The 22,336-nt window shown below is 65.2% G+C and carries 21 protein-coding genes; 2 read left to right on the plus strand and 19 right to left on the minus strand.

Annotated elements, in window-relative coordinates; translation table 11 throughout:
* Positions 1-59: 59 nt before the first annotated feature.
* The 7 genes from IHE49_RS10470 to IHE49_RS10500 form a co-directional block, all read right to left on the minus strand.
* The gene (locus IHE49_RS10470; protein WP_192157614.1) at positions 60-812 is read right to left on the minus strand and encodes an S-methyl-5'-thioinosine phosphorylase; all 753 of its coding nucleotides are present in this window, start codon (positions 810-812) and stop codon (positions 60-62) included.
* Positions 809-1,351 (minus strand): NADPH-dependent FMN reductase, encoded by a 543-nt coding sequence (locus IHE49_RS10475; protein WP_192157616.1) that lies wholly within the window; start codon positions 1,349-1,351, stop codon positions 809-811. The genes IHE49_RS10470 and IHE49_RS10475 overlap by 4 nt, the downstream gene beginning before the upstream one ends.
* A gap of 24 nt (positions 1,352-1,375) precedes the next feature.
* A complete protein-coding gene (locus IHE49_RS10480) occupies positions 1,376-1,924 on the minus strand; it encodes a hypoxanthine-guanine phosphoribosyltransferase (RefSeq protein WP_192157617.1) in 549 nt (182 codons plus the stop codon).
* Entirely contained in the window at positions 1,921-2,937 is a 1,017-nt protein-coding gene (gene nagZ / locus IHE49_RS10485; protein WP_192157618.1) for a beta-N-acetylhexosaminidase, read from the minus strand. The genes IHE49_RS10480 and nagZ overlap by 4 nt, the downstream gene beginning before the upstream one ends.
* Positions 2,937-3,461 carry a CYTH domain-containing protein gene (locus IHE49_RS10490; protein ID WP_192157619.1) on the minus strand — a complete coding sequence of 175 codons (525 nt, stop codon included), beginning with the start codon at positions 3,459-3,461 and terminating at the stop codon, positions 2,937-2,939. The genes nagZ and IHE49_RS10490 overlap by 1 nt, the downstream gene beginning before the upstream one ends.
* Positions 3,462-3,573: 112 nt before the next feature.
* Positions 3,574-4,917 carry a 23S rRNA (uracil(1939)-C(5))-methyltransferase RlmD gene (gene rlmD, locus IHE49_RS10495; protein WP_192157623.1) on the minus strand — a complete coding sequence of 448 codons (1,344 nt, stop codon included), beginning with the start codon at positions 4,915-4,917 and terminating at the stop codon, positions 3,574-3,576.
* A 56-nt stretch (positions 4,918-4,973) separates the two neighbouring features.
* Positions 4,974-6,995 (minus strand): hypothetical protein, encoded by a 2,022-nt coding sequence (locus tag IHE49_RS10500; RefSeq protein ID WP_192157625.1) that lies wholly within the window; start codon positions 6,993-6,995, stop codon positions 4,974-4,976.
* A 44-nt stretch (positions 6,996-7,039) separates the two neighbouring features.
* Here IHE49_RS10500 and IHE49_RS10505 point away from each other — a divergent pair, with 44 nt between their 5' ends.
* Positions 7,040-7,744 (plus strand): response regulator, encoded by a 705-nt coding sequence (locus tag IHE49_RS10505; protein ID WP_192157627.1) that lies wholly within the window; start codon positions 7,040-7,042, stop codon positions 7,742-7,744.
* A gap of 2 nt (positions 7,745-7,746) precedes the next feature.
* Here the strand turns inward: IHE49_RS10505 and recO are convergent, their stop codons facing one another.
* The 11 genes from recO to IHE49_RS10560 form a co-directional block, all read right to left on the minus strand.
* Complete coding sequence (gene recO, locus IHE49_RS10510; protein ID WP_192157629.1) at positions 7,747-8,457, minus strand: DNA repair protein RecO; 711 nt, start codon at positions 8,455-8,457, stop codon at positions 7,747-7,749.
* Between the two features lie 16 nt (positions 8,458-8,473).
* Positions 8,474-9,409, minus strand: a complete 936-nt coding sequence (era, locus tag IHE49_RS10515) for a GTPase Era (protein WP_192157631.1) — start codon at positions 9,407-9,409, stop codon at positions 8,474-8,476.
* Between the two features lie 74 nt (positions 9,410-9,483).
* Positions 9,484-10,143, minus strand: a complete 660-nt coding sequence (gene rnc, locus IHE49_RS10520; RefSeq protein ID WP_192157633.1) for a ribonuclease III — start codon at positions 10,141-10,143, stop codon at positions 9,484-9,486.
* A gap of 10 nt (positions 10,144-10,153) precedes the next feature.
* Complete coding sequence (locus IHE49_RS10525; protein ID WP_192157635.1) at positions 10,154-10,537, minus strand: DUF4845 domain-containing protein; 384 nt, start codon at positions 10,535-10,537, stop codon at positions 10,154-10,156.
* 122 nt (positions 10,538-10,659) lie between these two features.
* Positions 10,660-11,610, minus strand: coding sequence for a signal peptidase I (gene lepB, locus IHE49_RS10530; RefSeq protein WP_192157637.1), 951 nt, complete (start codon positions 11,608-11,610; stop codon positions 10,660-10,662).
* Between the two features lie 24 nt (positions 11,611-11,634).
* Positions 11,635-13,425 carry a translation elongation factor 4 gene (lepA, locus tag IHE49_RS10535; protein ID WP_192157639.1) on the minus strand — a complete coding sequence of 597 codons (1,791 nt, stop codon included), beginning with the start codon at positions 13,423-13,425 and terminating at the stop codon, positions 11,635-11,637.
* A gap of 125 nt (positions 13,426-13,550) precedes the next feature.
* Entirely contained in the window at positions 13,551-15,035 is a 1,485-nt protein-coding gene (locus tag IHE49_RS10540; RefSeq protein ID WP_192157641.1) for a Do family serine endopeptidase, read from the minus strand.
* 127 nt (positions 15,036-15,162) lie between these two features.
* The gene (locus IHE49_RS10545) at positions 15,163-15,837 is read right to left on the minus strand and encodes a sigma-E factor negative regulatory protein (protein WP_192157643.1); all 675 of its coding nucleotides are present in this window, start codon (positions 15,835-15,837) and stop codon (positions 15,163-15,165) included.
* A complete protein-coding gene (gene rpoE, locus IHE49_RS10550) occupies positions 15,834-16,454 on the minus strand; it encodes an RNA polymerase sigma factor RpoE (protein ID WP_192157645.1) in 621 nt (206 codons plus the stop codon). The genes IHE49_RS10545 and rpoE overlap by 4 nt, the downstream gene beginning before the upstream one ends.
* A 132-nt stretch (positions 16,455-16,586) precedes the next feature.
* Positions 16,587-18,800 (minus strand): bifunctional diguanylate cyclase/phosphodiesterase, encoded by a 2,214-nt coding sequence (locus IHE49_RS10555; RefSeq protein WP_192157646.1) that lies wholly within the window; start codon positions 18,798-18,800, stop codon positions 16,587-16,589.
* Complete coding sequence (locus IHE49_RS10560) at positions 18,797-19,300, minus strand: hypothetical protein (protein WP_192157648.1); 504 nt, start codon at positions 19,298-19,300, stop codon at positions 18,797-18,799. Before IHE49_RS10560 ends, IHE49_RS10555 begins: the two co-directional genes overlap by 4 nt.
* A gap of 183 nt (positions 19,301-19,483) precedes the next feature.
* On the opposite strand from IHE49_RS10560, the gene IHE49_RS10565 reads away from it, so the two are divergent.
* A complete protein-coding gene (locus tag IHE49_RS10565) occupies positions 19,484-21,547 on the plus strand; it encodes a 3-hydroxyacyl-CoA dehydrogenase NAD-binding domain-containing protein (RefSeq protein ID WP_192157650.1) in 2,064 nt (687 codons plus the stop codon).
* Between the two features lie 66 nt (positions 21,548-21,613).
* Here the strand turns inward: IHE49_RS10565 and IHE49_RS10570 are convergent, their stop codons facing one another.
* A complete protein-coding gene (locus IHE49_RS10570; RefSeq protein ID WP_192157652.1) occupies positions 21,614-22,207 on the minus strand; it encodes a DUF2058 family protein in 594 nt (197 codons plus the stop codon).
* Positions 22,208-22,336: the final 129 nt, after the last annotated feature.

Here is a 22,336-nt window from a genome sequence, read left to right on the forward strand (position 1 = left end):
GGCTTGCCCGCACACTCCGCGCAAGATGCTGCGCAACGCGGTAATGCGCTAATGCGCGATCAGGCGCGCAGCATCGCCTCCAACAGGCGTGGCACTTCGGCGGTGGCGGCGGCGAGATGGGCGAAGATTTCCTCGATGCTGATTTCGGCCTCGTCGCCGCAACCGGCGGCGAAATTCGCCACCAGGGCGAGGCAGGCGTATTCCAGCGAGAGTTCGCGCGCCAGCGAGGCTTCGGGCATGCCTGTCATGCCGACCAGGTCGCAACCATCGCGCCGCATGCGCGCGATCTCGGCACGGGTTTCCAACCGTGGTCCTTGCGTGGCGCCGTAGCAGCCGCCATCGATTACCGCGATGCCGGTCTTGCGCGCGGCCTGCAGCAGGCGATGGCGCAGCGAAGCGGTGTACGGCTCGCTGAAATCGATGTGGTTCACCTCGGCTCCCTCGATGTCGCAGAAGCTGGTGTAGCGGCCATGGGTGTAGTCGATCAGCTGATCGGGCACCACGATGGCGCGCGGCCCCATGTCGGAACGGATACCGCCTACGGCGTTGACGCCGATCACCGCGCGCGCACCGAGCTGGTGCAGCGCCCAGAGATTGGCGCGGTAGTTCACCCGGTGCGGCGGCAGGCTGTGGCTCTCGCCGTGGCGCGCAAGGAAGGCCACGCGCTTACCCGCGAAATCACCCAGCACCACCTCACCCGAGGCCACACCGAACGGTGTCCCCACCGCATGCCGGCTGGTGTTTTCCAGGCCCGGAAACTTGTACAGGCCACTGCCGCCGATCACGGCCAGGTCAATCAGGTGGTTGCTCATGCGAAGGTTCCGAGGAAGTTGTGAAGGTGGCGCGCCAGCAGTTCGCGGGTGCGCTCGTCCGCCAGCCGGCCATCGGCGATCTTGGTGTGCGCCTGGAATACCAGGACTTCGCCTTGCGGTTCGACCACAGCACCGGCACGGCGCAGCACCAGCCGCAACTGATCCTGCGCGCGCACCGTACCGGTGATGCCCGGGCTGGCCCCGAAGATGCAGGCACGCTTGCCTGCCAGCGGCGCGACCGTCCTGGCAATGCCTGGCCGCGAGACCCAGTCGATGGCGTTCTTCAGCACGCCGGTGATGCCGCCGTTGTATTCGGGGCAGGCCAGCAGCAACGCATCCGCTCGGGCCACCGCCTCCTTCAACGCGGCGACCGACGCGGGGTCACCCTGCTCCTCCACGTCCTGGTCGAACAGCGGCAAGCCGTGCAGGTCGTGGATGGCAAGGGTCGTGCCCACTGGCAGCAGTTCCTGCGCAGCATGCAACAGCGCCGTGTTGAACGAAGCCCGGCGCAGGCTGCCGGAGATGCCCAGAATGTTCATGCACGAGTTCCCAGGAAGTGCTGCTCAACGCAATGCGTAGATCGCCGGCAGATTGCGACCCTGCTCGTGGTAGTCCATGCCATAACCGAACACGTAGCGATCTGGCAAGACCACACCATTGAAGTCGGAGGTGACGCCCTCGGCCAGGCGGTCATGATCCTTGCAGCACAGGCTGGCGATCAGCACGCGCCTGGCGCCGCGGTGCAGGCAGTCATCGCGCACGGCCTTCAGCGTGTGGCCTTCGTCGAGAATGTCGTCCACCAGCAATACGGTACGACCGGCGAGATCCACCGTCGGCTCGCGCAGCCAATGCAGATCGCTACCGCTGGTCGCACCGCGGTAGCGGGTGGCATGCACGTAGTCGAATTCGAGATCCGTGCGTATCGTCAGCGCGAGCTGGCCGGCGAACATCAGGGCGCCGTTCATCACGGTAAGGAACACCGCGCGCTCGCCGTCCAGCGCGGCATCGATGCGTCGGCCGAGCTCGGCGATCACGGTTTCCAGTTCGGCGCGCTCGAACAGCACGTCGGCGTTCGCCAGTGCATCTCTCAAGGATGGAAGCTTGTCGTTCATGCATTGGCCTGCGTGGCGTCCAGCGCCGTGATGCGCGCGACGAAGCGGTCGCGCTGCGGGTTGTCGGTGAGGCTGTCCCAACTGGCGCCGATGGCGCCGCGCAGCGCAGCCAACCGCTCGGGATGCGAGGATGGGCGATGCGCCACGGCTGTAATGGCTTCATCCACCACTTCGGGGAAACAGGCCAGCACGAGGTCGCAACCGGCATCCAGATGGCCATGCACGCGCTCGGCCACGCCACCAGCGACGCCCGCGGCAGCCATGCTGATGTCGTCGCTGATCGCCGCGCCGGCAAAACCCAGTTCGCCGCGCAGGATTTCGATGGTCCATTTGCGCGAATAGCCCGCCGGCTGGGCGTCCACAGCGGGATAGACTACGTGCGCCATCATCACCGCCTCCACCCGCGCGGCGATGCACTCGACGAACGGGCGCAGATCATCGCGGCGGATCAGTTCCAGCGGCCGCGCATCGACCGCCTGCGCCTTGTGCGTATCCACCGCGATCGAGCCATGGCCGGGGAAATGCTTGAGCACCGCGGCCATGCCAGCGAGATGCATGCCGCGCACGTAGGCCGCGGCGAGTTCGGCGGCCACGGCGGGATCGGCGTGGAAAGCACGCGCGCCGATGGCCGCGTTGCCACGCGCCAGGTCCGCCACCGGTGCGAAGCTGAAGTCGACGCCGCAGGCGCGCAACTCGCTGGCCATCACCCAGGCGTGCTCCTCGGCGAGACGCACCGCCTCGATGGGGTCGCAGTCGTATACCTCGCCGATGCGCGCCAGCGCCGGCAGGCGGGTGAAGCCCTCGCGGAAGCGTTGTACCGGGCCGCCCTCCTGATCCACCGCGACCAGCAGGTGCTCGCCGCCGATCTCGCGGATGGATTCACACAAGGCCATCAATTGCGCACGGTCGGCATAGTTGCGCGCGAACAGGATCACGCCCGCCACGCCAGGGGCACCAAGCCATGCGCGTTCACGCTCGGCGACTTCGAGTCCGGCCAGGCCGATCAGCAGCATCAGGCATTCGCTCCATCGTTGGCGTCGCGCTCGGCAGCCGTCCAGCGGGCATATGGGTGCGCGATCAGGTTGACGTTGTAATAGCGCGCCAGTGCGCTCACCTCGCGACCCAGCCATGAGGGTCGCGGGAATGGCGCATCCACCGACGGCAGTTCCACCTCGGCCACTACCAGGCCGGCATTGTCGCCCAGAAACTCGTCGATCTCGAACAGCACGCCTTCCACCGTGACGTGGTGGCGCCGTTTGCCCAGCACGCCATCGCACAAAGTCGCCAGCAACGCATCGGCATCGCCGGGCGGAATAGCGTAATCGTATTCGGCGCGTTCGATGCCCAGTCGCGCGGCCTTGATGTTGAGCCACGCTTCGTCGCCCGCGCGGCGCACGCGCACCGAACCGCGCGCGTTCCCTGCCGCAAGCGCTGCCGCACCGACCAGATAGCCCTGTGCAATGTGCTCGCTGTACGAAACCTGCGCACGCCAGCCGTCGTCGCGCAGGAGGAATTTGCGTTCGATCTCTATACCCATGGTTCGGCGCCAGCAGTCTGCAGAATCCCACTCACAAGGTGCGGCGTTGGCAAGGGTGCGGCCATGGATCGCCGCCGCCCGATCTTCGCATGCATGGACAAAAACACGGGCATCACCTCTCGAACACGGCGATGGATTCGACATGCGCCGTATGCGGGAACATGTCCATCACTCCGGCTGCGCTGAGCTTGAAACCGTGCTGGTTGACCAGAATGCCGGCATCGCGTGCCAGCGAAGCGGGATGGCAGGAAACATAGACGATGCGCCGCGTGGCCTTGTGCGGCAGGTAGGCCAACACCTGGTCGGCGCCGGCACGTGGCGGATCGAGCAACAGTTTGTCCCAAGGCTGGCACGCCCAGTCTGTACCGCGCTGGTCCTCGAACAGGTTGGCGACGTGGAAGTCCGCGTTGGCGATGCCGTTGCGCCGGGCGTTTTCGCCCGCTCGCTCGACCAGGCCGTGTTCGCCTTCCACACCCGCCACCTCGGCCACCCGGCGCGCGATGGGCAGAGTGAAGTTGCCCAGGCCGCAGAACAGGTCGAGCACGCGGTCGGTGGGCTGCGGATCGAGCAATTCCATCGCGCGCGCCATCATGCGCCGGTTCATGCCGGCATTGACCTGTACGAAATCCAGGGGCCGGAATTCCAGTTCCACATCTTCCGCGCCGCCACCCGGCGACAGCTTGAACGCCAGCCTGGGCGCCTCCGGCCACAACGAATGCACGCTGCTCACGCCGCCTGGCTGCAGATAGATGGCAAAGCCGTGCTGCTGGCCGAAGGCGATGAGCGCGGCGCGGTCGCCATCGCTCAATGGCTGCAGGTGGCGGAACACCAGCGCCACGGTGTCGTCGCCGGCGGCGAATTCGATCTGCGCGATGTCGGCAGCGGCGTCCAGTGAACCGACCAGCTCACCGAGCAGTTCGATCTTCGTACCCAACGCAGGATGCACCACGTCGCAATGACGGATATCGGCCACATAGCGCGGGTTGGCCTCCTCGCGGAACCCGACCAGCACACGTCCCTTCTTCGCCACGGCCCGCACGGAAAGACGGCCTTTGCGGCGATAACCCCAGGGTTCGTCCACCAAGGGCGGAAGCCAACCGGATGGCTCAACCTTGCCGATGCGCGCGAAGTTGTCGGCCAGCACGCGCTGCTTGGCGACGATCTGCGCGGCTGCATCCAGGTGTTGCAGCGAGCAGCCGCCGCACACGCCGAAATGGGGGCATTTCGGTTCGACCCGATGTGGCGAGGCCATGAGAACCTCGACCGCCTCTGCCTCGTCGAAATGGCGATGGCGCTTGCGGATGCGCAACCGCACCCTCTCGCCTTCGAGCGCACCGGCGACGAATACCGCCTTGCCATCGATGCGGGCCACCCCACGGCCATCGTGGGCGAGGTCGGCGATGTCGGCTTCAATCTCCGCGACGGGCGCGCGGGAACGGGAGTTGGATCGGGACATGTCTGCGAGGTTTCAACACGGCAGGAGCAGACCGGGCATTATCGCCGATTCGAGGGTCAGTGAGCCGTCGGCGCACGGCTGCTTGCGGCCTCGTGCAGGCGTCGCTGCAGGGTGGGCCAATCCACCTTGGTCTGGCGGCCGAGCAACTGCAAGTGCGGCAAGCCACTGCCATCGATGATGGTGTAACCGTCCTCCTCGTTCGCCAACCCGCCCATCAGACAGACTCCGCTTTGCAGCGTGCAGGCCAGGCCGATGCGTTTGTAGCTGAAGTTTCTGAACAGTTTCAGCATTGCACCCTGCAGACCGTTGGCCACGCCGCCGCCGCTCAAAGCGGCGAGGTTGTTCACCGCGCGCTGACTGATGCGTCCGCCGCCGTCGGCCAGCAGCGATGCCTTGAATGCGACGGGATGCCAGTCCACCAGGCGCAGGTCATCGACGGCACCATGCAATCGCCCGGTTATGGCGCCGATGTCGAACACGCTGGTGAACGCCGCCAGATCGAGCTGGTCGAACTTGAAGTCGCCGGCCAGCACCGGCGCGTCGCCAAATGGCTGCTGCAATGAAAGATGCGTAGCTTCCACGGTGCCGCCGAACACGCCTGCCGCGAGGCTGCCATCCAGCTCCAGGCGATCATTGGCCCAGCGCAGCGAAGGGAAGGTACCGGCCAGCGTGCCGGGGATGATCGGCCAATCCAGCATGCGGCTGAGGTCTGCCATGTCCACGCCGGCGACGGCAACGCTGGCAGTAATGCGCTGTCCCCTTGCCGGCGCTGGACGCCAATCCAGGCTGGTCAACCGCACCTCGCCCTTCAGCATGGGCATGGCGAGCGGCTGCGACAGGATCAGGCTGCCACCGCGATCCCGCCAGTGCGATGTCGCGGCGGCCACGGAAATCCGACGGAGCTGCAGTCCTTGCCAGGCCAGCGTAGTGGCGGGGCGATCGTCTTGCGCCGACCAGTCCAGGCCGCCATGCAGTCCGCTCACTGCAAAACGCCCTTCGCCATCGGCCAAGTCGAGCCCGTCGGTATCGAATGCGAAGGCATGCAGACCGTCGCTGCGCCAGTCGATGCTGCCGGCGACGCGCCCGGCGATGCGCGCGTCGCGCAGGCCCAGCGTGGCCAGCCAAGCCTGACCATAGCGCTGGCTGGCCAGCGGGAAATTCGCCTGGAAACGATTCAGTTGCAGTTTCTGCAGCTTGCCCCTGGCATCGAACGCCATCGCGCCATCGAGCTGCAGTGCATCCATATCGTCGATATAGAGCTTCTGCAATTCGACCGTACCCTGGCGGGTGCGCACATCCACATCCAATTGCACCGGATGCGCTGGCAGCTTCGCGTAGAACGGGCCCAGCAACAGCTCGCCCCCCTCCAGGTTGCACTGAACGTTTACCCTGCGGCCGTCCGCACTGTTGTCGAAACCAAAGCGCCCGCTGCCGGCCACACCCTGCCCTGCCATCGCGTTGCTGGGCGTGTCGAAGCCCACGTCATCCAGCGTGAACTGGCCGGACGACTGCACGCTTGCATCCTCCACATCCAGCGCAAGGTCGGCATCCACGTGACCGCTGGTGAGTCGCGCCGGCCACAAGCGCCCCAACACCCCCTGCAACCAGCCGGCGGGCAACTGGTGCAGGCTGATCTTTGCGTGGCTGGGCTGGTCCAGCGGCAGCCATGCGTTGGCCAGTGCTTTGTCCTGCTGCACTTCGACCTGCATGGTGTCGGCGTCGGGATCCAACACCCAAGTCAGCTGCGCATCGGCCAACGCGCCGCCAGGCGCTCCACGCAGTTGCACCCGGCCGTCGAACACCCAACGCAATTGCGCATCGCGTTGCAGACGACCTTCGAGATGCAGACCCACGTGGCGCCAACCCATCGCGGCAACATCGGCTTGGCTCGCCTGCAATTGCAGATGCAGACCGCCCGCTGGGTCCTCGCCGAGTTGCGCGTTCACGTCCTGCAGGCGAAGGCCCGGCAGATCGATCTGCTTAGCAGCGACCGTGACGTCAGCACGCGCGGTCGGCAGCAGGCCCAGGCCGAGCAGCAGGAACAGGCACAACAGCAGGTGGCTTGAAGTCGCACGCATGTCCGTCCATTCTGCCAAACAACAGCTGAACCAAGGAGACGGTCATGCCGGCCCAACCCGCCTATCTCTCGCCACGCGTGCTGGTGGCCGACGACGATGCGGCCAGCCGCCGCTTCCTGTGCGATGGCCTGCATTCGCTGGGCGCCGAGGCCTGGGAGTGTGTCGACGGCACGCAAGCCTTGCAATTGGCCCGCGAGCGGGCATTCGACCTGCTGCTGCTGGATTGCCGCATGCCCGGCGCCGGTGCACGCGAGGTGCTGGCGGCCCTGCACGCGAACGGTGGCGCCTCCGCCAGTTGCCTTGCCGTCGCCAGTTCCGCCGAGCTGGGTGCCGCCGAACGGCGCGAACTGCTGGCCGGCGGCTTTCACGAGGTGCTGCGCAAGCCCTGTGGCATCGCCGAGCTGCAGCGCCTGCTGGCCCTGTTGCCTGGCACCGTTCCCGTGCTGGACAACGAAGCAGCGTTGCGTGCCAGTGGCGATGCCGCCACCATGCAGGCGCTGCGCAGTTTGCTGCGCGATGAACTCGCTCAACTGCACTGCGACCTGGGTCAGGTCGGCCGGGATGACTCGGCGCTGGGCGATCGTCTGCACCGGATGCGCTCGTCCTGCGGCTTCTGCGGCGCCACTGCACTGGCGATCGAGGCGGAACACCTGCAACGGCGGCTCCGCGAATCCCCTTCTGCGCCCCTCAAGGCTATCGAACAGTTCCGCACCGCCTTGCAGGTCACATTGCAGGCACTGGATATTTGACCTCAGCGTTGCGGTTGCACGCCGGCCAGCACCCGCCAGGCACGCAACTCGCCACCGCCGAGGTGGTAGCGGATCACCTCGCGCATCAGGTGGCGCAAGGCAGCCATCCCTGCGCGATCCGGCATGCGGTCATCAGCCAGTGCCTGCAGGTCGGCACCACGCACGGCGTGAGGCGTTCCCTGGGTGCAACGCAGCGCTCCCTGTTCGACGTCGTAACGGTAATGCGCCTGCACCTGCAGGGTGCTCTCGCCATCAGCCTCGTGCTGCAACTGCAATCCGTAGCCAATGGCTTCCAGCAGGTCGCGCTCGAAACGGCGCAGCGTCCATGCCACCGGTTCACCGGCAGCCAGCCGCGTCAGTGTCCGCGCATACGCGTCGAACAGCACCGGCTGTGCGTCCTGTCGTGCGGTGAGCCGCACCACCAGCTCGTTGAGGTAGAGCCCGGCAAAACCATGGTCGCCAGCCAGCCGCAACGGCATGCCCACCACTTCGGCGCCGGCCAGCGTGGCCAACTCGCCGCGCAGCACCAGATCCAGCACCAAAGTCTGGAACGGTTCCAACTGCGAACGGCGCAAGCGCGCCCGCTCGCCACGCGCCCCGCGCGCAACCACGCCCAGCCGGCCGTGGTCCCGCGTCAGGCATTCGAGCAGCAGCGATGTTTCGCGGTAAGGCCGCGCATGCAACACAAAAGCGGGTTGCTGGTCGAGGCGCATCGCAGCCTGGCATGCCTCAGTCGGTGTAGCCGAACTTCTTCAGCATCGCCTCGTCGTCGACCCAGCCCTCGCGCACCTTCACCCACAGCTTGAGGAAGACCTTGCGCTCGAACAGGCGCTCCATGTGGCGGCGCGCGGCCGTGCCGATCGCCTTGAGCTGGGCACCGCCCTGGCCGATCACGATGGCCTTCTGGCCATCGCGTTCCACCCAGATCACGGCGTGGATTTCGGCGATGCCATCAGGGCGGTCGTTGAACTGCTCGATTTCCACCGTGGTGGCGTAAGGCAGTTCCTGGTCGAGCCGCAGCATCAACTGCTCGCGCACCATCTCCGCAGCAAGGAAACGCTCGCTGCGGTCGGTGATCTCGTCTTCGCCGTAAACCGGTGCACGCACCGGCAGGCGGCCGAGGATGGCGCGCTCCAGCTCAGCCAGGCCCTTCTTCTTCAATGCACTGACGTAGTGGATCTCGTCGTAGACATGGCTCTCGCTGAGCGAGGCCACGAATGGCAGCAGGGCGCCCTTGTCCTTGCTCAAGTCCACCTTGTTGATGACCAGGATACGCGGCGCCTTCTGTTCGGTGAGTGCGGCATATAGCGCCTCGTCCTCGTCGGTCCAGCGGCCGGCCTCGATCACCTGCACCACCAGATCCACATCGCTGATCGCCGCCCGGGCGGCACGGTTGAGGCTGCGGTTCATCGCCCGTTTGGCGCCGCGATGCAGGCCAGGCGTATCGACATACAGGATCTGCCCCGCCTCGCTGCTGGCAATGCCAAGGATGCGATGGCGCGTGGTCTGCGGACGCGGGCTGACGATGGAGAGGCGGAAGCCGATCAGCGCGTTGAGCAGGGTCGACTTGCCCACGTTCGGCCGGCCGGCGAGCGCGACCAGGCCACAGCGATAGTCGTCGTGTGGCAGCGCGGCGTCAGCTTCGGTTTCGAGGGTGTGATCCATGGATGACGACTACTGAAAGGAATGCAGGCATTGTAGTGCGCCTGACGGTGATCTAGGCGACACGCACCGCGTGTTCAGGTGTTGCGCGCCTGCGCGGTCAGTCGAGCCAGCACGATCTCCGCGGCGTCCTGCTCCGCCTGGCGGCGATTGGAGCCACTGGCTTCGGCGCTATGCACTTGCGGCTCGCTCACCGTACAGCGCACGTCGAAGGTCTTGGCGTGGTCCTCGCCATGGCTGTCGATCAATTCGTACTGCGGCAACGCATGGCCATGGCCTTGCAACCATTCCTGCAAGCGTGTCTTGGCGTCCTTGGAAGAACGCGGCAATGCGCCGACGCGCTCGCCAAACAGCTCGCGTACCACCTGTCGGCACGCCTCAAGGCCGCCATCGAGGAAAACTGCCGCCAGCGAGGCTTCGAATGCATCGGCCAGGATGGAGTCGCGACGGAAACCACCGCTCTTCAATTCACCGGGGCCGAGCGTCAGCGCATCGCCCAGCTCGAGTTTCCGCGCGATTTCCGCCAATGCCTGGCCGTTGACCAGCTGCGCGCGAAGACGCGACAACTCGCCTTCGCTGGCTTTGGGATGCGCCTCGTAAAGCATCTCGGCGACAAAGGCGCCGAGCAGCGCGTCGCCGAGGAACTCCATGCGCTCGTTGTTCGGCTTGCCGACGCTGCGATGGGTCAGCGCCAGCGCGGCAAGCGCGGGATCGCGGAAGCGGTAGTTCAGGGCCAAGCAGAGTAACTCACTCGTTCACGTTGCCCTGTAAGCGCACGCTCTTCTGGAAATGCAACAAGAAGTCGATGTTGTATATGAACGGGATGTCCTTGTCGTAAGACACGTTTAGCGAGCTCCCGCCCCCATTATCGCGAGTGATTGTGATGTCGGTTGGCTTAACCGTGGCATCGTCAACATATTGGAAGCTCATCTTGCGGAGTAGTTCGCTACGAATCTCGCCAAGCGACTTGCCGTTGGTACTGGAGCTGGCAATACCGTCCATTGCCTTCACCGCACCTGCGTATTCAGTGTAAGCCGGCACTAGCTTCATCGCCATGAAGCCGAAGAAGCCAACGATTAGTAGGATCACCAGGAATCCGATCAAGGTCACGCCCGACTGTTTCGTTTTCATAGTCCCCTCGCCATGCGGCCAGCCAGGCCGGTTGTGGATGCGTGCGACGGCCGCACCCCATGCAGCCGCTCGTAGGCGATTATGCCAGCGGCGGAGCAACCTGCACGCGCCGCTGCATCACATCAATGGATGATCCTGCCGATGCGATGGAAATCCACGCCGCCGGTGCCCCAGCCCTTCCAGCTCATCCAGATCATGAAGGCCTTGCCCGCCAGGTTCTTCTCCGGCAGGCAGCCCCACCAACGGCTGTCGGTGCTGTTGTTGCGGTTGTCGCCCATCACCAGGTAGCAACCCGACGGCACCTTGGACGGCACCACCGGGTTCGGGATCGAGTTGGGCGTGGTATAGGCCGGCATGCGCGCGATGGTGTGGTTGACCACCTTGCCGTCCTCGCGCACCAGGTGTTCGGTCCAGACCGTGGCGCCCATGTCCAGCATCAGCCGGTCTTCGTCGCGCTGCGGGTTGCCCACGAAGGGGCCGATTTCATCGGCCTGCACCGGTTTGCCGTTGACGAGCAGGTCGGAACCCTGGACTTCCAGCGTGTCGCCGGGCAGGCCGATCACGCGTTTGATCCAGTTCTGGTTCTGCACCGGCAGCATCGTGCTCGGGCAACTTTGCTCCGGGCCGACAGCCGGCGAGCCATTGCCTTCGTCGCCTCCGACGCGAATCAGCGAACCATCCGGCCGGCGGCACAGGTAACCCGGGAACCGGAATACCACCACATCGCCGCGCTTGGGCTCGCCAAGGTCGAGGAACTTGGTGTTGAACGCGGGCATGCGCAGGCCATAGGCGAACTTGTTGACCAGGATGAAATCGCCCACGTCCAGCGTCGGCATCATCGAGCCGGAGGGGATGCGGAACGGCTCGGCCACGAAGGAACGCAGCAGCAACACCACCAGCACCACCGGGAACAACGAACGCGCCCAGTCCACCGCCACCGGGTCGACGTACTCGCTGCCCGTCGCGTCCAGTCTTGCCTTGCGCTTCTTGTAGAAGAACAGCCGGTCCAGTCCCCACACCACACCGAACAATACGGTGAGGGCCAGCAGGATGGCGGAAAAGTCGAATTCCATGCTTGCTCCTGAGAGTGCCGCTTCTTATTTGTCTGTACGCAACACGGCGAGGAAGGCTTCCTGCGGAATCTCCACCCGGCCGACCTGCTTCATGCGCTTCTTGCCTTCTTTCTGCTTTTCCAGGAGCTTCTTCTTGCGGCTGACGTCGCCGCCGTAGCACTTGGCAAGCACGTTCTTGCGCAACGCTTTCACCGTCGAGCGCGCGATGATCTGCGCGCCGATCGCCGCCTGGATCGCCACATCGAACTGCTGGCGCGGGATCAGGTCCTTCATGCGCTCCACCAGCTCGCGACCGCGGCGATCCGCATGCGTACGGTGCACGATCAGCGAAAGCGCGTCCACGCGATCGCCGTTGATCAGCACGTCCACGCGCGCGAAGGGACCGGCGTCGAAGCGCTCGAAGTGGTAATCCATCGAGGCATAGCCGCGCGACACGGACTTCAGGCGGTCGAAGAAATCCAGCACCACCTCGGCCAGCGGCAGCTCGTAGGTGATCTGCACCTGGGTGGCCAGGTACTGGATCGAGCGCTGCACGCCGCGCTTCTCCTCGCACAGTGTGATGATGTTGCCGATGTAGTCCGGCGGGGTGAGGATGCTGGCCACGATGATCGGCTCGCGGATCTCGTCGATCTGCGGCACCGGCGGCAGCTTGGCCGGATTGTCCAGCGCCAGCACTGTACCGTCGGTCTTCAGCACCTCGTACACCACGGTGGGCGCGGTGGTGATGAGGTTGAGGTCGTACTCGCGCTCCAGCCGTTCCTGCACGATTTCCATGTGCAGCATGCCGAGGAAGCCGCAGCGGAAACCGAAGCCCATCGCCTCGGAGCTTTCCGGCTCGAAGAACAGCGCGGCGTCATTGAGGCGCAGCTTGTCCAGCGCTTCGCGCATGGCTGGAAAGTCGTCCGCCGAGACGGGGAACAGGCCGGCAAACACGCGCGGCTGCATGGTCTGGAAGCCGGGCAACGGTTCGGAAGCAGGCTTGCCAGCATGCGTAAGCGTGTCGCCAACCGGCGCGCCATGCACGTCCTTGATCGAGGCGTTGATCCAACCCACCTCGCCCGCCGCAAGCTTGTCCAGCTTCTTGCGCTTGGGCGTGAACACGCCCACGTCATCCACTTCGTGCACGCGGCCGGTGGACATCACCAGCAGCTTGTCGCCCGGCTTGATCTCGCCTTGCATCACGCGCACCAGCGACACCACGCCGAGGTAGTTGTCGAACCACGAGTCGATGATCAGCGCCTGCAGCTTGTCGGTGTCGCGCGGCTTCGGTGGCGGGATGCGCGCCACGATGGCTTCCAGCACCTCGGTCACGTTGAGGCCGGTCTTGGCGCTGATCGCCACCGCGTCGATGGCATCGATGCCGATCACCGCCTCGATCTCGCCTTTCACCTTGTCGATGTCGGCAGTGGGCAGGTCGATCTTGTTGAGAACAGGCACCACTTCCAGCCCCATCTCCACCGCCGTGTAGCAGTTGGCGACGGACTGCGCCTCCACGCCCTGTGCGGCGTCCACCACCAGCAGCGCGCCTTCGCAGGCGGCCAGCGAACGGCTCACCTCGTAGCTGAAATCCACATGGCCGGGGGTGTCGATGAAGTTGAGCTGGTAGGTCTTGCCGTCGCGAGCCTTGTACGGCAGCGACACCGACTGTGCCTTGATCGTGATGCCACGCTCGCGTTCGATCGGGTTGTTGTCGAGCACCTGCGCTTCCATCTCGCGCTCGGCCAGGCCGCCGCAGATCTGGATGATGCGATCCGCCAGCGTGGACTTGCCGTGGTCGATGTGGGCGATGATGGAGAAATTGCGGATCAGTTCCATGGAGCGCGGACAGCCAGCCTTACCTTGGGGATGCCGCCGGTAGGGCGACATGAACCCCCTATTGTCGCATGGAACCGTGGTGGTGCGAGGCGCACCGGCCGATCAAGCCGGCGCGCGCGCCACCCTCACTTGCCGCCCGGCACCGTCAGGCCGATGAAGCCGTTCTGGCCGTTGCGGCGCACCAGCAGCAGCACGGTGGAATCGGCCTTCACGTCCTTGGTGGCGGCCCGGAACGCCTCTACGCTGCCTACCGGCTGCTGATTCACCATCAGGATCACGTCGCCCGGCTGCAGGCCGGCCTGCGCTGCCAGATCGCCCGTGACATCGCCCACCAACACGCCCTGCCCAGGTTTCAGGCCAGCCTGCTTGCGCGTGGCATCGTCCAACGACTGTACGGTGATGCCCAGCATGCTGGAGCCGCTGCTGCCTGGATTTGGCGCGGCGCCGCTGCTGTCTACCGAATCCTTGTCACGCGCCATCGCACCGACGGTGACCTGCACGGTCTTCCTGCTGCCGTTGCGCAGGATCTCCAAGGGCACCCGGGTGCCCGGCTTGGTCATGGCGACCAGCGGCGGCAAATCCGCAGGATCGTGGATGGCCTGCCCGTTGTAATTAAGGATGATGTCACCGTTCTGGATACCCGCCTTGTCGGCACTGCCGCCAGAGGTGACATCCGCCACCGCTGCGCCGGAGGCATCCGGCAATTTGTAGGCTTTCTCCATGTCGTCACTCACCGCCGACACCTGCACGCCGAGCTGGCCGCGTGTCACGTACCCCTTGGTCTTGAGCTGATCCACCGCACTCATCGCAACGTCGATGGGGATGGAGAACGCCACGCCCTGGTATCCTCCCGTGCTGGAGTAGATCTGCGAATTGACACCCACTACCTGGCCCTGCAGGTTGAACAGCGGACCGCCGGAATTACCTCGGTTGATCGGTACGTCGGTCTGAATGAAAGAGGTGTAGGGTTGGTCCTGGCTGCCCAGGTTGCGGCCCACCGCGCTCACGATGCCCTGGGTCACGGTGTAGTCGAAGCCGAACGGCGAGCCCATCGCCAAGACCCATTGGCCGGGCTTGAGGCTGCGCGAATCGCCGATGCTCACCGTGGGCAGACTGCTGCTCGTGTTCACCTTGAGCAGGGCAATGTCGTAAGTGGCATCGGTACCCACCACTTTGGCGTCGAGAATGCGCCGGTCCTGCAGGCGCACGATCACCTTGTCCGCGTCGGCAACGACGTGATTGTTGGTAAGGATGTAGCCATCGCCGGAAATGATGAAACCGGAACCCAGCGACGTGTGCGCCTGCTCCGCCGGCGACGGCATCATCGGCATGCCGAAGAAGCGGCGAAGGATCTCGGCCTGCGGGTCGTCCGGCATGCCGCCCTGCCCCTGCCGGCCACGCGCGCTTGGCTTGTCGTGGCCATCGTACTTCGCCTCCACCTGCACCACGGCAGGCGCGTTCTTCTGCACGATGCCAGTGAAATCGGGCAGCGACAAAGCCGTGGACGGGGCAGACTGGGCCGGCGCATCAGGCACGACAAAGGCCGTGCCGGCCAAGGCGCAACACACCAGTATGCTCAAGCGGGTGCTGCGCAGGATGGACGAATGCATGACTCCTCCTTTGGTTGAACTCGGGCAATGGAACAGGCATGCCTCACCCGCGACCCGGATCGGGCGGTGTGTGGGTGAAGACATTTGGAACGGCGATCCGACTGCGCAGCGGACACGCGGACCGGCCTTACTGCGCGCTGACGGTACCCTGGCGCAGGGCATTCGGCGCCGGCTGCTGGGCCGGATCGAGCAGGATCAGGTAACTGCCATCGTGGTTGTCCAGCGTGCGGTAGCGTTGCACGGGAAATGGCGAAGCGCTGCTGCCGTAAGGCGAGAAACGGGAACTGGCCGGCGCACCCAAGGTGGCCGAGGCCTGCTGGCTGAGCAGGCCAGGTGTGTTGCCGCTCAACCACTGCGGTACCACCGCCACCTCGGGCTGTGGCGCCGTGGTCGGCAGGCTGTGCGCCGGAGCACCAGCCGCAGCCCGGGCAGTGAGCGGGGCTGCATGCCGATCAGCATTGCCGGCAGGCTGGGAAACCATCAACGCCGCGGCGGCCACACCGGCGGCAATGGCGCCACCAGCCGACCACCGCAACCAACGATGATGTCGCGGTGCCGCAACCGCGACTGCCACGGAATCTTGCTCGATAGCCAACATCACCCGCGAGGCGAAGCCTGATCCGGCCAGCGGCGGCAACTGCCGACGCAAGCCGTCGCGAACCACGTGATAGCTAACCCAGGTGCGCTGAAGCTCGATGTCGTGGTCGAGCCGGCGCAGCAGGAAGCGCAGTTCCTCGTGCGCCAGCTCGCCATCGATGCCGGCCGAAAGATGTTCACGCGCGTGCTGGTCAGGCTGGTTCATGTCGTTTCCTCGCCACCCGTCAACAACGGGCGCAATTTTTCGTCGATCGCCTCACGGGCCCGGAAGATGCGCGAACGCACCGTGCCGATGGGGCAGCCCATTTGTTCGGCAATTTCCTCGTAACTCAAGCCGTCCACCTCGCGCAGCGTAATGGCCACCCGCAGTTCCTCGGGCAGGGCTTGGACAGTGGAAAATACCGAACGTTCAATTTCCTGCCGCATCAATTCGCGTTCAGGGGTGGCGCTGTCGTGCATGCGTTCGGCACCGCTCAGGAACACGGCCTCCTCGGCATCGATATCGTCGGTGGGCGGCCGACGGCCCATCGCTACCAGATGGTTCTTGGCCGTATTCACCGCGATCTTGTAGAGCCAGGTATAGAACGCGCTGTCGCCACGGAACGAGCCGATCGCCCGCCAGGCGCGTATGAAGGACTCTTGGGCGATGTCCTCGCATTCGGCATGGCTCTTAACATAGCGTGAGACCAGCCCCACCACCTTGTGCTGGTATTTGCGCACCAGCAGGTCGAAAGCACGCTTGTCGCCGCCCTGCACGCGTTCGACCAGAGCCCGATCCACTTCGTTTTCGCCCGTACGGGCCGTTTCCGTCGTCAATGCCATGTCCCGCTGCGGAGCCTATGCCAGATCGAGCGCGCTGTCAGACAGGAATCAAGCACGCAAGTTCAGCGTTGCCGCCAAGTCTAGCGATTCCTTGCTGACGCATGGCTAGCATGGGGACGACGCGCAGCCGGCTCAAGCCGGTACGGCGGTCGGCAAACCCATTAACTGCTGGCGCTCGGCCAGCAAGCGTTCGAAGGACACCACCGGCAGCGGCCGGCAGAACAGATAACCCTGCAGTTCGTCGCAAGCCTGTTCGCGCAGGAAGGCAAGATGCGCTTCGGTTTCCACGCCCTCCGCGACCACGGTGCGCTTGAGCCGGTGCGCCATCTCGATGGTGGCGCGTACGATGGCCTCGTCGTCCGGATCCACGCCGATGTTGCGCACGAAGCTCTGATCGACCTTGATGCGATCGGCGGGCAGCTTGCGCAGGTAGTCCAGCGAAGCGGCGCCGGTGCCGAAATCGTCGATCGCGATGCCACAGCCCATGCGATGCAGCGCCTGCAGGTTCTCCACCAGGTTCGGCGCGGCTTTGATGCTGATGCTTTCGGTGATTTCCAGCTCCAGCAGCGCAGGATCGAGGCCGGTTTCCTGCAGGGCGCGGAACACCGTGGAGGGCAGCTTGGGCTCCATCAGCTGCAGCGCGGACAGGTTCACGCCCAAGCGCAGGCGCAAGCCGTAACGTTGCTCCCACTCCTGGGCCTGCCGGCAAGCGGTACGCAGCACCCATTCGCCGATGGGCACGATCAGCCCGGTTTCCTCGGCCAACGGCACAAATACCGCGGGACTGATCGGCCCCAGTTCGGGGTGCTCCCAGCGCAGCAGCGCCTCCATTCCCACAATGTCCTCGCTGCCGGTGTCCACCTGCGGTTGGTAGACCAGGCGCAGTTCGCCGTTGCCCAACGCATGGCGCAGGCGCGAGCGCAACGCCATGCCATGCTCGCGCGCGTACTCCGGGCTCACTTCGTAGATGCGATAGGCGTTGCGCCCCTGGTGCTTGGCCGCGTACATCGCCTCATCGGCGTGCTTCAGCAGGGTTTCCGCATCGGAAGCGTCGTCGGGGAAGAAGCTCACGCCGATCGACACGGCGACCTGCAGGCGTACACCATTTTCCAGTTGCAGCGGCTCGGCCACCGTCTGCAGGATCTTCTCGGCGATGCGCTGCACGTCATCGCTCTTCACGATGTGGCGCACCACCACGGTGAACTCGTCGCCGGCATAGCGCGCGACCGTGTCGGACGCGCGCACGCTGCCACGCAGCCGACGGGTGATCTCCTGCAACACCTGATCGCCGGCGGCGTGGCCATGGGTGTCGTTGATCACCTTGAAGTGGTCGAGATCCACGAACAGCACGGCGAAGCATTCACCATTGCGCACGGCTTCGCGCAGGATGGATTCCAGCCGATCGGCGAACAGCAGCCGGTTCGGCAAGCCGGTAAGTGCGTCGATCAAGCCCTCGGCCCGCCCCTGCTCGCGGGTCAGGCCCAGTTCCAGCCCTTGCGCGAAGCGTGCCGCCGCGCAGCGCAGCAGCGGTTCGACGATGGCCATGTCGCCGAAGCCACGCCGGGTGCCGGCCAGCATTGCGCCCAGCACCACACTGCGCTCGTCCAGCAATGGAATGCCCACAAAACCGGACAGCCCAAGCAACGGCAGAAGCGGGTCGTCTGGCACCCGTTGTTGCGCGTCACTGCGGCAAAGCACCGGCTCGCCGGCCAACACGTGTTGCAGCAGCGCCTGCGACTCGACCGCCGGCCAAGCCGGCTCGGTACCGTTCCACAGCTGCAGCAGCGGCACCGGGAACTCGCCGCCGTCCTTGCGCAGCGGCCACACCGCGAAGTAATCCAACGCCATCTCGTCGAACAGCAATCGCGCAGTGGCATCCCGGGTGGCGCCACCGCCGCCGGTGGCGAAGATGCGCGCGAGCAAGGCCAGTGCCTTCTCCGCCGCGCCGGGAGCTGGCGCAGGACGCGCCGTCGACGCTGTGGGCGGGTGTTGTTTCCAGCGCATCAACAACTCGGTCTCTATCTGCGCAGCATGCAGCCAACCGGCGATATCGCCGGGCAACTGCGCTGGCTGCAACGATGCCCCTTCGTCGAGCACCGCCAACAGAGGGACGTCTTCGCAGGCCTTAAGCGTGCGCAGTTGCTCGCAGCACTGGCGGGCCTGCGCCGCGTCGTCGCCGAGCACGGCCACCATCAGGTCGAGCGATTGGCGCCCTTCCAGCACGATCGCAGCGTGCTGTGCATCGCGCGCACTGTGGATGTGCCGGCAGCCCGCTTGGTCGAACACGTCGAACAGGCGGCGGCGCAGATCGCGCCGTTCGGCGAGAACAAGGATGCCCTCGCTCATGCCTGCCCACTCAACCAGCGGCCATCGCGCAAACGCAGGCGCGCAGGCGCCTCGGGCTCGCCATCGACGCATGCGATCTGGTCGCCCAACTGTTCGACGAGAGCCCGCGGCGCATTGAGCAGCACCACACGACGCAGGTGCCCAGTGGTGGCGCGCGCCAGTTGCCGCAGCAAGGTGAGATCGGTCGCAGCCAAAGGCAACTCCACCTCCTGCAACAGGTAGATGCCGAAATGCATGCTCTGCTGCATGTAGCGCAGCGCCTGGCCGAGGCGCTGCGCGTCAGGAACCCGCGCATAAGCATCGCGCAGGCTGGACAGCCCCTGCCCGGGCTGCCAGAGGTAGACCGCCTGCCCGCTATGCCTGGCAATACTGCGGAACTGCTCCAGCAAGGCCTCGCAATCGCGGCTGCGCAGAGCCACCACCCCGGCCGGCGCGGCCAGGATGCGCTCGAACACGTCATGACCGGAGGACGGCATGGGCATGCGCATCAAGGATGTCATCGCGGTTTCCTGGGTAATCCGGCGCCGGCAACCGGCGTCACCCTGCATTCTCCACGGTTTACGCCCATTCTGCGCATTGGCCGGTGCCGCGAATGGCGAACCGCTTCACATTCGGGGGTGCATCTCGCATTCCACCACACGGAACGGTATGGTTCGGGTTCCCACCACCACCCCACTCCGGCCATGTTCGAAGGACTGCGCTTCAACCACTGGAAGACGAGCCTGGACGAGCACGGCATCGTCATGCTCGGCCTCGACCGCGCCGGCAGCAGCGTCAATGCGATCAGCCGCGCCGTGCTGGACGAGCTGGGCCAGATCGTCGAGCGACTGGCCATCGAAAGGCCGGCAGGCGTGATCGTGCATTCCGCCAAGGCCGCCGGCTTCGCGGTGGGGGCGGACATCAAGGAATTCGTGGAGTACGCCAAGCAAGGCAGCGTGCTTGAGAACATCGAGAACGGCCAGCGCGTGTTCGATGCCCTGGCCCAACTGCCCTGCCCAACGGTAGCCGCGATCCATGGCGCCTGCATGGGCGGAGGCACCGAGCTGGCGCTGGCCTGCAGGCAGCGCATCGCCGCAGACGACGACAAAACCAGGATCGCCCTGCCCGAGGTGATGCTCGGCATCCATCCCGGCTGGGGCGGTACGGCACGCCTGCCGCGACTGATTGGCGCACCCGAGGCGCTGCCATTGATGCTTACCGGCAAGGCCTCATCGGCCCGGCGCGCGTTGACGCTGGGAGTGATCGACCGCGTGGCACCGCCCGACGAGCTGCTGGCCGAAGCGCGTGCATTGTTGCGCCGTCCGCAGGCGCGTCCGTTCGCGCGACGGGCCAAAGCGTGGCTCACCAATTCATGGCCTGCGCGGCAGATACTCGCGCCGATGGTGATGAAGCAGACAGCAGCCAAGGTGCGCAGGGAACACTATCCGGCACCATTCGCAATGATCGATGTGTGGCAGCGTGGCGGCGGGGACATCAAGCAACGGCTGAAGCTTGAAGCCCGCTCGGTGGCGAAACTGGCGCAGACGCCCACTGCGCGCAACCTGATCCGCATCTTCTTCTTGCAGGAGCGGCTGAAGAATCAAGGCACCGGCGCCGAGCATGGCATCGGTCACGTACATGTGGTGGGCGCCGGCGTGATGGGTGGCGACATCGCAGCGTGGGCAGCGCTCAAGGGCTTCGACGTGACCTTGCAGGATCGCGAGATGAAGTTCGTCCAGCCTGCGCTGGATCGTGCATTCAAGCTCTACGAAAAGAAGCTGAAGACGCCGGAGAAGATCGAGGCCGCCACGCGCCGACTGCGCGCCGATGTGGAAGGCGCCGGCGTAAAGGACGCCGACCTCGCCATCGAGGCGATTTACGAAAATGCCGAGGCCAAGGAGGCGCTGTACGCTGCCATCGAGCCGCAATTCCAGGACGACGAAATCCTCGCCAGCAACACTTCAAGCATTCCGCTGGACGAGCTGCGCAAGAAACTCAAGGCGCCGCAACGTTTCCTCGGCCTGCACTTCTTCAACCCGGTAGCGCAGATGCCGCTGGTGGAAGTGGTGCGCCACGACACGTTGGATCCCGCCATCGAGAGGCGCGCCCTGGCCTTCTGCAAGGCCATCGGCAAGCTGCCGGTGGCGGTGAAAGGCACGCCCGGCTTCCTGGTCAACCGCATCCTGGTGCCCTACCTGCTGGAAGCGTTGCGCCTGTACAACGAAGGTGTGCCCGGCCCGGTACTGGACAAGGCAGCCACGCAATTCGGCATGCCGATGGGACCGATCGAACTCGCCGACACTGTGGGTCTGGATGTGTGCGCCTCGGTGGGCAAGGAGCTGTCACCCTTCCTCGGTCTGGAATTGCCGCCTGGCCTGGAGGAAAAGCTCGATGCCGGCAAGCGCGGCAAGAAGGACGGTCAGGGCTTGTACGTGTGGCAGGAAGGCAAACCCATCAAACCGGAGGTCGATCCCGACTACCAGCCCGCGCCCGACCTCACGGATCGCATGATTCTGGCCATGGTGAACGAGGCCGTCGCCTGCCTCGCCGACGGCGTGGTGGACGATGCCGACCTGCTCGATGCCGGCGTGATCTTCGGTACCGGCTTCGCGCCGTTCCGTGGCGGCCCGATCCAGTACGTGCGCAGCGAGGGCATGGACAAGGTAAGGGCGAAGCTGGAGCAACTGGCGCAGCGCCACGGCGCCCGCTTCACGCCCAAGGAAGGCTGGGATCATCCGGCCCTGGTGGCTGTCACCGACCTCGTCTGAAAGACGGCCCGCATCAAGACGCAAAACGCCCGGTCATGGCCGGGCGTTTCCGTGAGCGCCAGCAGTTCACCAAACCAGATCGTCCGGCACGCCGTCGTCGTCGCGGGCAGCGTTCGGATCTATCAGCAAAGCCAGCTGATGTTCGTCGATCGCCCGCACCTGCTCGGCGATTTCGCGGGCAACCAGCAGATAACGTCCCGCCTGCTGCACCACGGCCAGCTCGCCGGCGTTGAGCGCCACCAGTTGGGCAGCATCGACGTGAATACGGCGGATCTTGCCGCCGTATTCAAAGTTGCGCACCTGATCGGTCTCGGCCTTGTTCAAGACTTTGCCGTCCAGCAATTGCTGGATCTTCTGCTTGCGCTCACGGCGCGCGCGCGCCTGTTCCTCGGCTTCCTGCTGGGCACGCTTGCGTTCGTTCGCCTCTGTTTGCGCCCGGATCGCGTAGGCCTTGGCGAGATCGATCTCTTCCTGGTTGCGGCGCGAAGACGGCGGCTTTCCGTCATGGCCTTGCGGCTTTCCGCCATGACCCTGCGGCTTTCCGCCATGACCTTGAGGCCTGCCAGCCGGCCTGCCTTTGCCCTCGTTGCCGCGCTTTTCCTCGCGGATTTGCTTGACGAGGCCGCTCTTCAGCAGCTGATCGCGCAGGGATTCGCTCATGCTCGTGGTTCCAGTGATGCTCGATGCTTTTCAATTGCGACCATCCATGATCGCGGAGATCGTATGGGCGGCCTTTCTCGCCGCACTTTTCAATTTTCCGACCATCCACGATCACGGGAATCAAAGGTT

It is taken from the genome of Rhodanobacter sp. 7MK24 (genome assembly GCF_014842995.1).
In the GTDB taxonomy this organism is placed as follows: Bacteria; Pseudomonadota; Gammaproteobacteria; order Xanthomonadales; family Rhodanobacteraceae; genus Rhodanobacter_A.